This is a genomic window from Pigmentiphaga daeguensis (genome assembly GCF_039523035.1).
Classification (GTDB): domain Bacteria; phylum Pseudomonadota; class Gammaproteobacteria; order Burkholderiales; family Burkholderiaceae_B; genus Pigmentiphaga; species Pigmentiphaga daeguensis.
Genome location: NZ_BAAAEN010000047.1, coordinates 1 through 16,556, shown reverse-complemented (window position 1 = coordinate 16,556; position 16,556 = coordinate 1). Strand labels below are relative to the sequence as shown.

The following is a 16,556-nucleotide window of genomic DNA, read 5'->3' as shown; positions in this document are numbered from 1 at the left end:
AGCATCGTCGGCCTTCGCGCGAAAAGCCTCGACTGTACGGAAAAGTGGCTCAGATTTACTTTGCGCGAAGTGGCTCATTATTACTTTGCGCGCAACAACGTGTCCATGCCGCCGTACTTCGACCGCCACTTGTAGAACGTCGCCGAGCTCACGCCCAGTTCGCGGCACAACTCCGGCACCGCCAACCCACCCTCAACGCGCTTGATCGCCTCGACGATCTGGCTATCCGTGAACTTCGATCGCTTCATCTGTAGAACTCCTCAACGAGAAAATTCTACTTCTGACTCCTAGGGTTTTCAGGGGGCATTACCGTGAAGATTAAGGCGTAGAGCCTAGGAGCCTACAGGGGTGGGCCAGATTTACTCCGGCATTTCCGGCGGTAAGTGGGTCAGTTTTCAACCGGCGTTGACAATTATTCTATCGCACGATATCCCATAGTCTTCTATACATGCCTTTAGGAAGAAGGCGCGCGGTTTTTACAAGAAACGAGAGTGCGAGCGTGTGGCTTCTACTATTAGTTCGCAGAAAAGCTGCAGCAGCATCGGGTTGATCGACAATTAGATAGGCGTTGACGATTTTTGCTAGGAAGCGCGAAGCTAAATCACTATTTTTTGAGATGTCGCTTAGGTACTTGGAGTGGATTATCAGTAAAGCTTCAAGGCGCGCTCTATCATTGGAAGATATCGCCCCGGCAAGGGTCAGCGAGTCGAAAAGCACCTCTTCCATTCCAAGTACGCTGTTCTGCTGAGAAACTCGCAGGAATAAGTCCCAATCTTGGAAGCGAGGAAGTCTGGGATCGAAGCCTCCAACTGCTTCAAAGGTTTCCCGCTTCATGAGAACAGATGGTGTATCTATAAAATTATCGAAGAGAAGTTTCTCATAAACCAAGCCGCTGTATACCCGCTGAGGGTGATTCTCCCATCCGCTTTCCTCATGTTTTTGTTTTCTAAGGCGGCAATATGTCAAGGAATACGTATCAGAAGTCCTCTGCTGTATTGCGCCAACTTGCTTGGCAAGTTTCTCCGGGTACCAAATGGTATCGCTGTCAATAAAGGCAATCCAGTCACCGGTCGATGCCGCCACACCAGTGTTTCGGGCTGCCGCAGCGCCCGCGCGTTTCTGGCTCTCTATATACCGAATACGTGGATCTTTCAGTTGAGAAATGATCTCCTTAGTGTTGTCATCAGAGCAATCATCAACGACAATCATTTCCAGTTCGCCATGCCACGTCTGGTTCAAGACACTTTTTATGGATGGTCCGAGGTAGGCAGCACGGTTGTACGTGGGCAAGATGACACTAATTTTCTTCATATCGGATGTATGAGCTATAACCATCAAGTTGAGGGTCAACGCGATTTTGTGATTGTGGCATTTAATATGGCTTCCACCAAGTATGGGCCAAGTGTTGCAGCGTAACTTGCCGTGATGTGAGCTGCGGTATCTCGGTAGACTAAAACATTACCAATTGCCGCTGGGCATGTATCTTGGATGCAGAAAAATTTTCTTAAACTTACAACTGGGAGTCCAAGCTGGCGGGCTGCCGTTGCTAATTTATCTTCGTCAGCATAGGCGAATCTGATTGGAGTTGAGCAGTTTCGCTCATATGAAAAACCAATTCGTTGGATGCAGGCAAGAGCCTCCGGAGAAGCGTCAGGGACGTCCTCGATAACCACTATTTGTTGTCCGCGCGATTTCAGGGGTTCTATAGCTGAGATATAATCGGCTATTGTTCCTGGTGTTGAGCGAATTCCCGTGGCGATAATGAGGTCGAATTGATCGGAAATTAGCCTCTCCTGCCTGCGTACTACAACTTCTGCGCAGGCGTTTTTTCTGTATGTTTGATCGCGCCATTGGCATCCATTACCTGTCATGGCCGTGAGTCTCCAGTTTAACGCCTCAAGTTGCGGCTTAAGTGCTGGGAGCAGTGCCGCCGCGTGACTGTCGCCAATGAGGGCCACGCGCTTAGCCCTCTTTTTGCGGCTGCCATATTCACATGCACGCAAAGCTTGCCCTGGAAAGGTATAGCAAGTGTACGCATCTTGTGTATCGACGGTGAGATTGCTCGGCTTCGGTTTGACACCATGCCCAGGGTTAATAGAAGTGCACATATGTGCTGGATCGAGAGCCGCAGCGCCGTAGCAATCGGCGAGATTGACTCGGGTGCGCCCGACCAGGACTTGGAAAGTAGGGCCGGTCTCAGGTAAGGAAAGCTTAGCGATAAGGAATGTCGAAAGGAGAGAAAGAATTGCAAATACAAAAATTGTTGAAGAGAATTTTATCCAACCGGTTGACAACCCCTTTAGTTTCTTTTGTGCATCCCACTGAAACCAGATTCCTTTTCTAGCCGGTTCTTCCAAGATGCGGAATGATATAGCGGAAAGCAGGAGCATGAGTCCAAGTCCGACTGTGTAGTAAGAAATGCTCGCTTTGCTTAGGACGTACTGTAGTAGGATGGCGATTGGAAAATGCCAGAGATAGAGGCTATAGGAAATCTTTCCTATGTATTGGCTGACTGGATTACTAAGAAGATAAGTGCCTCTATACCCGGAGCACCCAGAGGCAATTACTAAAGCCGTAGACACAACGGGCAGCAGGGCCCAGGGGGCAGGAAAACTCGATTTCGCCGAAATTGTCCACAGTGAGACCAAGATGCCCATCAAGCCTAATTTTCCCAATGTGCGTGCCGATGTTTCGTCCATTCTAGAAAGGGGTGCTGTGCAGGAAGCAATGATGGCCCCAATTCCGAGTTCCCACGCTCTAGAAAAAGTCGAAAAATACGCGAACTTGGGGTTTGTGGTAGTTTCGTGGAAACACCACAGCAGTGAAAGAAACGATAGCGAAGTAATTGCATATCCTGCGACTCGCTTTGCGTGAGCACTTTTCCAATTAAAAAGACGTGCTCCGGTAAAAAGGAGGGCTAGCAGAAACCAAGGCCAGATAAAGTAAAACTGTTCTTCGACGGACAGAGACCAATAATGCTGCAACGGAGAAGGCAGTATGTCTTGTCTAAAATAATCGATTCCATGTAGTGCGAACTGCCAGTTCCCTACGAAAAGAAAACTCGCAATCGCATCTTTAATAACATCTTTCGTTCGATCGAAGCCAAGCAATGGGTAGCTTACGCATATTGAGATAATAAGGACCAGAGTGGCTGCAGGTAGAATTCTCTTGGCTCGTCGTATATAGAAGTTCTTAAAAGATATTGTTTCTTTTGCTTCGTATTCGCGCAGTAGAATGCCAGTAATTAAAAATCCGGATATGACAAAGAAAATATCAACGCCGACAAATCCACCGGAAGGCCACCCTAGCAAGTGATCCCCTATGACAGCGAGAACTGCGACTGCCCGCAGACCTTGGATGTCCAGCCGAAACGATGGCTGTGTCTGTTGATGCATAATCTATGCGTATAAGTGAGTTGTCAGTGTCTGAGTAATCAAATCGGCTAAATAGTAGCTTTGGAGAACGCTAGCGCGTGATTGAGTCTTTTCAGTGTTGTTTCGTCACCGAAAAGTGATTCAATAGTTTGTGGGTCTGGTCTGAGAGAAGAAAATTTATTCGGATCCAATGAGCAGAACAGCGCGGTGATGTTTTCGAATGCGCGAATGCCGGCAAGGTGCTCGCCGTTTGAGAGCCACTCAATAAAGGGAGTGTTTACCGCATAGAGTGGAATGCCAAGACTAAGTGCGTAAATATAACTTCCTGAGACGACCATGTCAGTATCTGCGTTGAGAACCAGTAGGCCGCGCGAGTCGGTTGCAATTCGCGCAGCTGTCGGTGAGTCTAGAAACCCAGGCATCAATAACACATTTTGTTTGTCCGCCGCAAGTCGTTGGCATTTCTCAAAGTAAGCTGTATCTTTGATAGGGCCTGCTACGACAAGATTGGCTTCGTCCGGAAGTAGATTGATGGCTTCCGCCAATTTCTTGTACGGAGCTATATGCCCAAAGATAAAAAAATAATTTTTGAATGGAACAGGATTGATTGCAGAAAGTTCTGTCTGATATAGCGGATGCGGCACGTAAAAGCGTTTGCGATCTCTGGCTTCTAGAGGAGAGTGGGTAATGACGATATCAACGGCACTTTCAAGATGATCAAGAAATTTTTTTGCCACCATTTTATTTTTATCTGTTTTGATATGATGGGGGTAATTGTTGTGACGAATCCATACAAGTTTTTTGTTTGCTAGTCGAATGGCGAATAGATAAAGCCCTAGTAGCAGTGCTCTTGAAAAAGAAATTTCTCCGTTTGGTCCATTGAAAACCAGACTTTCGATCCAATTCAGGAAAACGTAGTCGTAACGTTGTTTGAATACCGACCAAGGCTTGAAAACGAACTCTCGAGGTGAAGGGAAGGCCTGAACGGTTCCAATGCGCGCGAGGATTTCGGCCATCCTATCCACGTAAGGGTTATGAGTCTGCTGACTGGAGTAGGGCTGGAGACCTATTCTCAAAGAATCTTTATTTTTCACCAAAGAACTCACGCCGTGCTTGAGCATCGATTTTACGCAGGTTACGGAAATTTCGAATCGTTGTTGAGGGCTTTAGCAATGCGGCTTTGGTTATAAAGTATCGACGGATAAGGCTAGGAGTGGCGCTATGCGAGCCAGCGTGCGCAACTCGATATACAGCGCCTCGGAAGGGCAGTGATTGGAGAGGGGTTCCGCGGTTAGCTAGGATGTCGGGAATACGGTGATGACTCCCTAGCATGGTTTTGATCCAATCCTCTGAAGCATCATCGAAGCGTTCAGGCAACTCGTAAAGAGAAGATTTGACAATCAAGCAGGTGCCGCATACATGGTTGAAATCGTCATGGCCAAGCATGATTTTGCCACCGTGATCCCAGACATAGCCATGTGTAATCACCCAACCATTGAGTTGGGCGTTCTGCGCCACAAAAGCCGTAATGTTAGCGCTGACAAAGTCATCATCATCAACAATCATGAAAAAAGTGCTATCGCGTGCGTAGAGCATGCCTGCTAGGACACGGCGACCTTTATCTAGACGGAATGCGTCCCAAAACTCCTCTTTGGTTGGTGAGGAGTCTTTTTCATGAAAGAGATTCGGCGAGAAGTCTACACGGCAGACGCTAAATTTTTCAGGTAATTTCGGTAGATCAGCGCCGTGGTTAGCAACGACAATCGCACGCCAGTCATCATGAGATTGGGACGAAATAGAAGCAATGGTTTGTGCAAGGTTGGACCGAAGAAGCCGCCAGTCACGGGCATTGTCCTGGTGACGTACAGGGATAATGAATGTGATCAGGGCCATAATTTGTCTAAGTTGAAAAGGTGAGTAGCAATATGTTTAGATCTGTTGTTGAGCCCAAGCAATACCCTCTTCGAGGGACGCCGCTTTATGAGAAAGTGGAGTTTTTCCGGAGAAAGTATCCATGAATCCATAAATTTTCCCATAGTTATTATCGAGTGCAGCGTGTGGTCGGCCAATAAGTAGGGAACAGATATGAACGTGTAGTCGATCTGTAACAATCGCTTGGGCACGTGAAATCTGTTTAATGCCACGTTGGAAGCGATTATTGGCGGCAGCGTTAAGCATGCGAAGACGAATTTCAGAGAATGCGCGATCGCGAATAGCTGATTTGATGCCAGAAAACTTCGCGCGGCGTACGTCCATCTTGTTTTCGGTCATCCAGTCCTCACAGGGAATGCCTGAAGGTAGGTTTATTGCGACATTGGACGCTTTTTCCTTGTCTTGACGTAGCATTGCAAGAATTGGGAGGGAAGGCTTATCTGTGGGTATATCACCAATGCAGAACGCCATGTCAGGGCAAAGTTTAACCACGCAATCGAATTGTTGTTGTGCAAAGTGTAGTGACTTCTCGTCTCTAACCAGTAGTACAAAATTTCCATGCCTACCAATGGCGCGTCTAGCACTTTCTAGGTGTGTTTTTGATTGGAAGTGAATGGATTGAGGGAACTGAACGATTTGGCGGCCGGGGAGTTTGTTAAGCACCATTTCTCGGAATTTTTGGTGTCCAAGCCAGATATCACCAAAATTCCCACCTCCGTGTAGGAAAATCTGCCCGTCACCAATTCTCTTTAGCATTGCTGATTTAGAAAAATCCTTCATCCGGCTAATATAATTGGGTTGTACTTTATGCCAGTTTCGAAGGTAGGCCATTTGCCCAAGCCAGATGGCCGAATCGCCACAGTTTTTTATGTCTGGGAAGTCTAGGCATGCTAAGTGTCGATCTGGCTGGATATAATCCTTTAAGCAATCATGGATTTGTGCCTGGAGATTTGAGATAAGCTGGGAATGTGGGGCTTGCATCTTGCAACCGATTAGGAAAGTACGCGATTACGCAACTTGGAGGAGATTTGGGAGAGTATCGCAATTATTTCGGTTTCTGGGCCTTGCGGCTTATTCATTAAGTACCAGAGCGTAAAGTTTACGCCGCAATAAAGAACAGCACCAATCACAATTTGAGCAGCAAGTTGTGCGAATGTCTCTAGTTTTCCAGTGGCGATGGGGAAGTAAGAAGAGATTGCTATAACGCCAGTAGCCATTAATGCTGCGCTAACTAGCGCTCGTGTATTGGCATATAACTGTTGAAACACAGTGACACCAATGAAGCGTTTCACGAGAATCAGGTTGATGTAAGTAGAAAGGAGGCCCGTTAAGATGCGACAGCAGATAACGCCATTCAGGCCGAATTGCATGGCGCTTAACAAGATGATAGGTACACGTACCACGAACATTTGCATGTCACGCTTGAAGAGCATTTTAGTTTCGCCTTGGGCCATGCCTAGAGGCTGAACTAGGGAGCCAATCGTTTGCACAGCGAAAACTGCTGCAAGTGCCTGGATTATGAAAACTACTGGCAACCAGATTTCTCCCAGTACGAGCACGACTAGTTTTTCAGCAACTACCGCAAAACCTACGCCGACTGGCAACGCAATTGCTGTGACCAGAGCTTGCGCACGTTGATAGGCGGCTGCCAAGCGATTTGGATCGTGTCTGATATTGGCAAAGCTAGGGTAGATGGTTTGTTTTAACGGAGCCGTTGTTTCGCGTGTCGGCAGGATGGCTAGGTTGTTACCCATGGAGTAATATCCCAGCGGAGTCGCTCCAAGTATCTTGCCGATTAATAATATATCGAAGCGCCAATTAAGCGTATTGGCAATTTGGCTCGCTGATAACCAAGCGGAGAATGAAAAAAAGTCCTTGAAGTGCTGAAACGTGATTTTGGGGGAATATGGGAAAATGGCATAGGAAACAACTACGTTTGTCAATTGAGTCGCGACAATACCTACAACTAAGGCCCAGTAGCTGTGCCACGTGGCGGCGACGACTACCGATGCCAGCAAGCCGACGAATTTTTGCGAAACACTTAGGAAAAATTCCTGTTTAAAAATTAGCTGCCGTTGAAAGGTAATTAAGCGAGGATTTATGAGTCCGCTCAGGAAGACACTAAATCCTAGCGCTAACATAATTCCAGTTAGCCTTGTGTCACCATAAAATTTAGCAGCTGGATAGGCAGCCAATGCGAAGAGGAGGAAAATAATTAGGCCGCGTATGGTGTTTAGTGTCCACGCGGCATTGAAGTGCGAGTCCCTTGGGTTTTCGTGTCGGATTAGGGCTTGTGTAAGAGACAATTCCGTAGCTCCGGTGACGATGGCCAACATTGTTGTCCCAAGGGCAACCAAGCCGAAGTCAGCGGGCACTAAGAACCAAGCGAGAACCACTGTGCTCAGCATGGTCAGGGCATTCACAATGGCGCGTGACATGCTCATCCACATGCTGGCTTTGACTAGACGTCCACGGACACTAGGCATTTGTAGCATTCCTAGCCCGATCGATATTGCCGCATGGCATGTTCATCATGCGTTCCATAAATCAATAGGAAACGCCGCCAGTAAGCTTTGGTAATCGATGGCGGGCGGAGGCATTTCGTCCATTTTTATGGCTTCTTGCAGTGTTCTGGCATAGGGGATGTTTGAGCGTCCTGTGCCTCGGTAATAGTCTTCGAATTTGAATAAGCTTTCGGTCTCGCTGAGCCGGAGATAGCGCGCAGGAACCCCAAATGCTTCCGCAATAATTAAGCCGTGGAGCGAGGTGGAAACTACAAGTTCGCTACCAACAATGGCGTCGACGACTTGGTGCCAAGGCAGCAGTGGAGAGATAAGGGATTCGTCGTGCTGGATTAAGTTGAGGTCATGCAAGTTGGGGACCACAGCAAGTTTGCGCGTTTTTTTTGTTTTCTGAAACCGGGAGGGGAACAGTATGGGTAGCAAAAGAGCGGGGTCGCCATATACTTCTGGAACGGGAATGCTGCGCTCTCTCAGAAACTTTCGGGTCAACGGGCCACGGACCGCGCGAACGTCGAGTTTTTTAAATTGGTGTGTCGATTCCGGGATTTTTCCGTTTACTCCGCTGCCCCAGATGACATCACCGTCTTTAGCGAAGTGTAATATGGACCCAATGGCAAGCAGCCTGCGCGGTGTCTTTACCTGCTCATCAAGCATCCGCTCGTGCCGAAAAAGCATGTTCGACACTACAACTTGAGATAGATGATCACCAAAATTTTGACTTCCGTTTGAAGGGCGCCAATAGAATAACTCTATAGTATTTGAGGTGAGCTTTTTCCGGAAAAAGTGCTTAACTGTTTTCATGTAGAGGTAACTTTGGTGAGTCCAGCTCGCCGCAATAAGGCGTAAATTTTCACGCTTTTTTCATTGATCGCTACGTCCGAAATCATCCGCCAAACGCACAATATCGTCTTCTCCTAAATATGTGCCCGATTGAATCTCAATGATTTCCAGTGGTACCATGCCAGGATTGTATAAACGATGAAGCTCGCCTAGTGGAATATATGTAGACTGATTCTCAGTTAGCAAAAAAATCTTATTGCCGCAGGTGATTTCCGCCGTTCCCTTCACGACTATCCAGTGCTCGGCACGGTGATGATGTTTTTGCAGGCTCAGGCTAGCTTTAGGATTTACCTGAATGCGTTTGACTTTGAATCGTTCGTCTTCATCAATGCTGTCGTACCAACCCCATGGGCGATGTACTTTACGGTGCAGCATGTGCTCTTCGCGTTTTTCTTTACTTAATGTGCGGACGATTTCTCTGACCTCTTGACTGCGAGTTTTGTCCGCCACTAGTACAGCGTCTGGTGTCTCGACAACAACAATATTTTCGACGCCTACTAGGCTCACCAGACGGCTGGTGGCATAGGCGAGGATATTACGGCTGTCTTGAACAATAACGTCCCCTTGATATGCATTGCGGCGTTCGTCTTTGGGAAGGGCATTCCATACCGCATCCCAAGCTCCGACGTCGTTCCAGCCGGCCTCTAATGGAACCACCTTCATGGCGAACTCGCTGTCGGGGCCATGTTCCATAACGGCGTAGTCGATGGATTCACTGGGGATGGCAGTAAATGCTTCTGGATTGGGACGGATGAAATTTTGAGTCGGACTAAAATCCTCTCGCTTGTCACTCCAGGCTATGCACGTCGTTTCTGCTATGTCGGGGCGGAAACGCGTCAGGGCCGCGAGCCACACGGAGGCCCTAACAACGAAGACGCCTGCGTTCCAAAAGAAATTGCCAGCATCTAGGTAGCGTTTTGCTGTCGTCAGGTCGGGCTTTTCGACGAAGCGTAGTACCTTGTATGCATGTTCACTGGTAACATGCTCTGCTTGGATGTAACCGTAGCCGGTTTCCGGGCGATCGGGTGTAATTCCGAGCGTCACAATATTGCCTTGCTCGGCTTCACGGATGGCCTTTTGCATGGCGACGGTATAGGCTTCGACATTCTCTATTATGTGGTCGGAAGGAGTGGCAGCGAGGATCGGGTCTTCGCCTGACTCGATTGCTGCCAGCGCCGCCAATGTCAGAGCTGGAGCGGTATTGCGTCCCACTGGCTCCAGCAGTGCGGCCCCGAGTTGGATGCCGGATTCGCGTAGCTGTTCGTTGACGAGAAAGCGGTAAGCCTCACCAGTTACTACCAATAGCGGCAAGATCCTGAATTGCGGGGATGCCAAGCCAACTAGGCGTTTAGCGGACAATTGGAATAGGCTTTCAGTGCCGGTAAGGCAAAGAAATTGCTTGGGAAAGCCTGTGCGCGACAGCGGCCATAGCCGTGTACCCGAGCCCCCGCAGAGGATGACAGGCTGGACGATGCTAGGGGTGAGGCCGGACGACATGAAAACTCCTTTTGCGTAATCTACCGGCCAATGCCTACGTAGCTGAAACCGTCACGCTTCATTTGTTTGGGGTCATACTGGTTACGTCCGTCAAAAATGATGGGTTGTGCCAACAGGCGTTTCAGCGCCTTGAAGTCGGGGTGACGGAAGGGTTTCCATTCGGTCACCAGTACCAAGGCGTCCGCGTCGATGGCCGCTTCGTACTGGCCCTCTGCTAGCGCTAGTGAGCCTTCGTCGAAAAATTTGGCGGGGAACTCGTCGCGTGCGACTTTCATGGCCACCGGGTCATAGGCTTTTATTTTCGCGCCGGCCTGGATGAGCCTTTCGATGAGAACTTTGCTTGGCGCCTCGCGCATATCGTCGGTTCCCGGCTTGAAAGCCAACCCCCAGACGGCAAAGGTCTTGCCGGTAAGATCCGTACCAAAGCTCTCGACAATTTTTTCGAACAAGCGATGTTTTTGTGCATTGTTGCGTGCTTCTACTGCGTTGAGCAGCTTCGGATCGAAGTCGATTTTGTTGGCCATCTGGATCAATGCTTTCACGTCTTTCGGAAAGCACGAACCGCCGTAGCCGCAGCCGGAATAGATGAAATGGAAGCCGATGCGCTGGTCCGAACCGATACCCAAGCGCACATTTTCCACGTCTACACCCAAGCGTTCGCACAGATTGGCGATTTCGTTCATGAACGATATCTTGGTTGCGAGCATGGCGTTGGCTGCATACTTCGTCATTTCGGCGTCGCGCACGCCCATGAACAGGGTGCGAGGGTGGTTGCGCACAAAGGGGGCGTAGAGGTCTGCCATGCGTTCTTGGGCGCGGGCGCTGGCGGTTCCAACGACGATGCGGTCGGGACTCATGAAGTCGTCGACCGCGGCTCCTTCTTTCAGGAATTCCGGGTTTGAAACCACGTCGAATTCAATTTGTACGCCTCGCGCGTCCAGTTCGGCTTGAATGATTGCAGCGACCTTGTCGGCGGTGCCCACCGGTACGGTGGATTTGTCCACGATAATGGAATAGCGATCTAGGTTCTGTCCAATTTCTTTGGCTACTGCCAGGACGTATTTTAGATCGGCTGAACCGTCTTCGCCGGGGGGGGTGCCCACCGCGATGAACAGCATGTCAGCCTGTGTCATGGCGTCAGGCAAAGAGGTGGTGAAAAGCAACCGGCCGGTGTTGTAGTTATTAATGACGATGTTGTCTAGCCCCGGTTCATAGATCGGGAGCTTGCCCTGCTTGAGTCCTTCGATTTTTTTGCTGTCAACGTCGACGCATGTGACAGTATTGCCCATTTCGGCAAAACATGCGCCCGTTACCAGGCCCACATAGCCCGTACCAACGACTGCAATATTCATCTCATTTAACCAGAAAAAGCGAACAAACTAGGCCACAGTCAAAAGTGGCGGCGGAAAGAGGGGTAAGGAATCAATACGCCCCGGTACGTTGAAAAACAACGCCGACGGTTTTGAATAGAATCGCTATGTCGTACCACACGGACCAATTTTTGACGTACCAAGCGTCCAGGTATACTCGGGTGGCGTAATCGACATCGTTGCGCCCGCTTACTTGCCATAGCCCCGTCATACCGGGTTTGACCATGCGGTAGTACACGCCATCGCCAGCATAGCGGTCGAGCTCCGCTTTGATGACCGGCCTGGGTCCAACAAGGCTCATGTCGCCTTTCAGTACATTCCATAATTGCGGAAACTCATCAAGACTGGTCTTTCGTATGAGTTTACCGATCTTGGTAATTCGGGGGTCGTTCTTGAGCTTGAAATCTTTTTCCCATTCTTCGCGTGCGGCCGGATCTTTCGCCAGCAGATCTTGGAGAACCTGCTGTGCGTTGGGTACCATGGAGCGGAACTTGTAGCAGGGGAATTCCTTGCCGCCTTGGCCGATCCGCTTGTGGCCGAAGAATACTGGACCGCCATCTTTGCGGATTTGAAAGGCCAGGTAGGCGAATAGCGGCATTAGAAGGATTAAAAGGGCAGACGATACGGCTATATCAAACGCTCGCTTGATCCAGCGAGCGGTGGCGCGCGCCAAGTTATTCTTGACGCGCAGCAGTAGTACTTCATGGCTGAAGAAGTGGGATATTTCGGCGCCGTAGAGAGGAACTCCCCGCATGGCAGGGATTACCGAGATATCGCGGACGCCTTGCTGGGTAAGGTCCCGTATCCAATCATCGCGCAGTTGCCGTTCATGGTGTTCAAGCGCAACAATTACTTGAATGGTGCCTAACGAACGAACTCCAGTGGGGCGAAAGCCTTTCCAGACGGGAATGCCTTCAATGTGCTGGGGCGCACGGTCGCGGCTCGTGGAGACGAATCCTATGACGTCTAGTCCCATTAGTGGTTGGCTGCGCAGCGCCATGAGTGCTTCTCGTGCATTTTCTCCCGATCCGATGATGAGTGTCGGCGTGCGCCATCCCCCCCATCGGGCCATGGCGCGTTTTGACAGCCAGCGGCCTAGGGGTACTAGAGCCAGCGCGGTTCCCCAGGTGAAAGCCCAGTCCATCCGGTCTAGTGGCCAGTTCATGAGGGCAATCAGCGCTAGTTGCAGAATGGCGAGGGTGCCGATGACCTTGATAATTTCGCGCAATTCGCTGGCAAGTGTTTTCCGGTGGCTATAGTGCCTTAGGACCGAGGCTGCCCATAAGACGCCCAGCAGCGCTAGACCCCCATATACCGCCATGGGGCCGAGGTTCTCGTTTAGGCTGAGGGCTGATAGCGTATGAGCGATGGGGTGGTCGCTGTAAGCCTGTTGCAATACTGCCGAGACGAGCGCTGAGAGGGCAAAGCTGGCTATGTCCGTGAGGAACAAGCCGTATTTGTTTGCGCGTGGCGTGTGGGGTTGAGCGCTCATGCCCATGGTTGGAGCAGAATCTGTCTTCATGGGCTTGCGAGCGAGGGACTGATAGGTTGCAGCAAGCGCCGGCCCACCGCTGTCTTGCGGCTGAGTTCCTAAGGGGAGAGTGTGGCTTTCGCGAGGCGGTCTGTGTTGCTCGAGGGGATGGATGTTTTGAGCCTGCATGATGGGGATGGCCTGTAAAGAGATGCGTTGGTTCTGAAATCCCGCTGTTGCTTCACGTGATTGCCTCTCTCTATCGCCATCTTGGTTAACATGGTCGTTTTGGTTTGTGATTGCAGTCTGGCTGAAAGCCAACGGGCGTCCCATTGTCCAATTGTCATATTGCGATTTGGGTATTCGCAATGTCAGGAAATTTCATGAACCCTGCCATTTTTTCGCTGGCCCGTTAGGCTACTCGCAGAGTGACTGAACAGCTGTATCAAGATGCTGCTCTGCCCGGCGCAGTGTTATATCGCAGGCTGGTAAATTTTACATCCCGCTTTTGAGGGATGCGATGGTTCGCTGCCCCGACTTGTGGCGTAGCCACTGCTATCCCTCGTAAGCAATGTTTCTTTTTGTTTCAATTCGGTGTTTTGCTAAGCACGTATAGTTAATTCGTCGTACGGCTTTTGCATGAAATTCCAACTTTTTTGGCCAATCGTTCAGGGTGCCGCTGTCGAAGCTGAGTGCCCAGGCATAGTCGCGGCCACACTGAGTGCTGGACCAGTATTGGGTTGCCTGGAAGAGGTGCGCCAAGTTGATTTCGCACAGAGCCAATTCACGCTTGGCGGGGATGTAGAAATCCCGATGCCCGTCTATTTCTAGTGCCGAGACCTGCTTGGCCAGTGCATGGCCGTTGGCCAGCATGGCGCGAGTATTGGCCCGACCGTCGTCGGGACTGGCTGCCAACGGAGTGTCATGTTCCCATTGGCACGGCGCGAACTCGGCTTGGCCGTACAGCGGCACGATAAGGTGGTAGCTGCTGCAGCTCCCGCGAATCGAACCGGCATAGATGCCCCCTTGCCCCGGCCAATAGAACCCAATTGGTATCGCGTGGTAACCGGCAAAACCCTGAGGCTTGGAACTGATGGAGGGGACCGCTTCAATAAGCATTCTTACGCTCCAGGAAGGCAGCACATCGGCCGTTGCCGAGACAACACGCACTGTCTCTTCCGGAGGTTTATCGCTTTTTTAAGAATTTTTATAATGCTAGTAGCCAGTGATCACAAGAATTTTTACATGTTGGTTGCAAGTGGGTCGGTGCAATGTCTTTTATGGTACCGTCTTCTCCCTTCCCCTTTCCTTACCGTAAGCTGAACAATGCCTAGACTTCGTCTGAATGCCTCTGCCATACCACTTACCGCGGCCCGTGCAAGCAGGGCTTTCCTCTATGGCTTGGCGGTTTTGGGGGCTGCAGGGTGGGTTCCAGCTTGGGCCCAAGCTGATACGGCTATCCTTGTGGAGGCGGGGGATTCGCGCTTGCGAGAGGATGTTCAGTGGCTGGTTGATCGAGGTGTTATCGATGTGTCCACGTCCAGCTGGCCCATGCCGCTTGCCGCATTGGAAACGGCAGTTGTCGAACGACGTTCTACCAATCTTTCACGGGCCGACGAAGCCGCGTTGGATGGCGTGACCAAGTTCATCTCTCGTCAGAAGCGTACTACGATCGGGGTCAAAGCTCAGATCAACACTGATCGAATGCCGCCGTTGGGATTTGCTGGGCAGAGTCTGGGGACTGCGACGGGCAGCGCCTACATCGCGACTAGTGCGGAAAGGCTGGCGGTCAAGCTCCAGGCGAACGGGGTAGTCGATCCCATTACCAAGTACCAATCATCGTTCAACATGCAGGGCAGCTATGCTGCTGCGAATATTTTCGGGCAGATCTTGTATGTCGGGCAGTTGTCGCATTGGTGGGGGCCGGGACAGGATGGCAGTCTTGCTTGGTCTAATGCTGCCACGGCTGTACCCGGTATTGGCCTCAGGCGAGGAACGGACACGCCGTTTGAGACTCCCTGGCTGTCGTGGATCGGTTCGTGGGGTTATGAGGCGTTCATTGGCCAGCAGCAGCATTCGCGCGCTATTCCGGACACGCGGGTAGCGAACATGCGTCTCTATGTCCGACCGCTTGACGGCCTGGAGCTGGGCGCATCCCGAATGATCCAGTGGGGCGGGAAAGGACGGGCCAATGGCCTTGGCGCCTTGTGGGATGCGTTGACCAGCAATTCGAACGTTGACACACCTGGGCAGGACTTCAGCAACGAATTGGCGGGGTTCGACGTCCGCTATACCACGCGCTTGCTTTGGGGGAATCCGCTAACGTTCTACGTGCAGGGTATCGGTGAGGATGAAGCCGGTACCCTGCCATCCCGCTTCCTGGCGTTGGGAGGGGTAGAGTTCAAGCACATGGTAGGTAATACGCGCATGCAATGGCATGTGGAAGCGGCAGATACCAATGCGTCGAGGGTGTTCGGGCTGGGTGACGGGCGCTCAGGCTATGCCTACAGCCACGGGTTGTATCGCGACGGCTATTACCAGGATGGCTTGCCCATTGGTCATGCCATTGGCGGTAGTGGCTATATGTACTCCACAGGGGTGTCTGTGATTCCCGACGACCCTCGCTACCACAAGCGCTACAGCGCTCGCGTCTTGTATGCTGAGGTCAATCCGACCAGCCAGACGATCAATCAGGCGTTTCCAGAAAAAGACCGTTTCTACGGTGGGGAGTTGTCCGTCAGTTGGATCATGGCGCCTATTACCTTTCGCGCCGGTGCGATGTTACTGCGTAGCGTGAAGGGGACGGCGAATGATTCGTTTGGTGTGTTCTTCAGCACCGACATTCCTCTGTATATCTTCTAACGCGTTCGGGATGTGGACGGCTTGCGGCGCTCACGCAATATCATCCATCGCGGAGTACGGAAGCGCACGATAGCGAAGTAGAGCCAGAGGTAGATGGCTACGAATATCGCAAGGCACGCGGCGAGCAGTTTCTCGTTGTTCCAGGCGAGGGTGGCGGGTACCGCCGCTAGAAGTGTCAGTGCCCATAAGTAGGGGGAGGTCGCTGCATTACGGTGCAGCAATTGGTCAGCATTGTGCGAGCCAACTGCCCATCGTATGACGCGCTTATACACCAGCATATGCAGGTGTACACCGTCGGGTTGGCTGGGGGGCATGCCGCGTAAGCACCGTTTTCGATAGATGGAGAAGGTTGTTTCGACGATGGGGTAGCTAAAGAGCAGTGCGGGATACCACGCGGATATCTGTGGATTGCGCATAACTAGCAGGATGGCGAGTTCGGCAAGCATGAAGCCAAGCAGGTAGGCGCCGCCGTCTCCCAGAAATACGTGGCCGAACGGGTAATTCCAAACTAGGAATCCAAGGGTAGCTCCTATCATTATCAAGGTTGCATTGACTATCAGCGGGTCCTCTACCTTGAACGCGACATAGCCTAGCTGTCGAGTCCCGGACGATCATAAGGCCGCCGATGGAACAAATGAGGGTGTGAATCATACCACCCACTCATAGCCTGCATAGGCGTCTTGCTCTG

Annotated in this window: 12 protein-coding genes and 2 pseudogenes; 1 reads left to right on the top strand and 13 read right to left on the bottom strand. The window is 51.0% G+C overall.

The window, feature by feature from the left end:
• Positions 1-83: 83 nt before the first annotated feature.
• From ABD104_RS29560 to ABD104_RS29505, 12 genes and pseudogenes are all read right to left on the bottom strand, one after another.
• Positions 84-248: pseudogene (locus tag ABD104_RS29560) on the bottom strand (transposase); the annotation flags it as partial.
• 169 nt (positions 249-417) lie between these two features.
• Positions 418-1,311 carry a glycosyltransferase family 2 protein gene (locus ABD104_RS29555; protein WP_343928820.1) on the bottom strand — a complete coding sequence of 298 codons (894 nt, stop codon included), beginning with the start codon at positions 1,309-1,311 and terminating at the stop codon, positions 418-420.
• 35 nt (positions 1,312-1,346) lie between these two features.
• Positions 1,347-3,395 (bottom strand): acyltransferase family protein, encoded by a 2,049-nt coding sequence (locus ABD104_RS29550; protein ID WP_343928818.1) that lies wholly within the window; start codon positions 3,393-3,395, stop codon positions 1,347-1,349.
• A gap of 47 nt (positions 3,396-3,442) precedes the next feature.
• Positions 3,443-4,390 carry a glycosyltransferase family protein gene (locus tag ABD104_RS29545; RefSeq protein WP_343928817.1) on the bottom strand — a complete coding sequence of 316 codons (948 nt, stop codon included), beginning with the start codon at positions 4,388-4,390 and terminating at the stop codon, positions 3,443-3,445.
• 67 nt (positions 4,391-4,457) lie between these two features.
• A complete protein-coding gene (locus tag ABD104_RS29540; RefSeq protein ID WP_343928816.1) occupies positions 4,458-5,267 on the bottom strand; it encodes a galactosyl transferase in 810 nt (269 codons plus the stop codon).
• Positions 5,268-5,303: 36 nt separating this feature from the next.
• A complete protein-coding gene (locus tag ABD104_RS29535; RefSeq protein ID WP_343928815.1) occupies positions 5,304-6,287 on the bottom strand; it encodes a polysaccharide pyruvyl transferase family protein in 984 nt (327 codons plus the stop codon).
• 11 nt (positions 6,288-6,298) lie between these two features.
• Positions 6,299-7,756 (bottom strand): lipopolysaccharide biosynthesis protein, encoded by a 1,458-nt coding sequence (locus ABD104_RS29530; RefSeq protein WP_343928819.1) that lies wholly within the window; start codon positions 7,754-7,756, stop codon positions 6,299-6,301.
• An 81-nt stretch (positions 7,757-7,837) separates the two neighbouring features.
• The gene (locus tag ABD104_RS29525; protein ID WP_343928814.1) at positions 7,838-8,629 is read right to left on the bottom strand and encodes a polysaccharide pyruvyl transferase family protein; all 792 of its coding nucleotides are present in this window, start codon (positions 8,627-8,629) and stop codon (positions 7,838-7,840) included.
• 60 nt (positions 8,630-8,689) lie between these two features.
• Positions 8,690-10,165, bottom strand: a complete 1,476-nt coding sequence (locus ABD104_RS29520; RefSeq protein WP_343928813.1) for a mannose-1-phosphate guanylyltransferase/mannose-6-phosphate isomerase — start codon at positions 10,163-10,165, stop codon at positions 8,690-8,692.
• A gap of 20 nt (positions 10,166-10,185) precedes the next feature.
• On the bottom strand, positions 10,186-11,517 hold the full coding sequence (locus ABD104_RS29515; protein WP_343928812.1) for a UDP-glucose dehydrogenase family protein: 1,332 nt from the start codon (positions 11,515-11,517) through the stop codon (positions 10,186-10,188).
• A gap of 70 nt (positions 11,518-11,587) precedes the next feature.
• Positions 11,588-13,027, bottom strand: coding sequence for an undecaprenyl-phosphate galactose phosphotransferase WbaP (wbaP, locus tag ABD104_RS29510; protein WP_425543370.1), 1,440 nt, complete (start codon positions 13,025-13,027; stop codon positions 11,588-11,590).
• Positions 13,028-13,561: 534 nt separating this feature from the next.
• Positions 13,562-14,125 (bottom strand): Lcl C-terminal domain-containing protein, encoded by a 564-nt coding sequence (locus ABD104_RS29505; RefSeq protein WP_343928810.1) that lies wholly within the window; start codon positions 14,123-14,125, stop codon positions 13,562-13,564.
• A 366-nt stretch (positions 14,126-14,491) separates the two neighbouring features.
• Here ABD104_RS29505 and ABD104_RS29500 point away from each other — a divergent pair, with 366 nt between their 5' ends.
• Entirely contained in the window at positions 14,492-15,868 is a 1,377-nt protein-coding gene (locus ABD104_RS29500; RefSeq protein ID WP_343928809.1) for a capsule assembly Wzi family protein, read from the top strand.
• Here the strand turns inward: ABD104_RS29500 and ABD104_RS29495 are convergent.
• A pseudogene (locus tag ABD104_RS29495) lies at positions 15,865-16,461 on the bottom strand (glycosyl transferase); the annotation flags it as partial. The gene ABD104_RS29500 and the pseudogene ABD104_RS29495 overlap by 4 nt on opposite strands.
• Positions 16,462-16,556 lie beyond the last annotated feature (95 nt).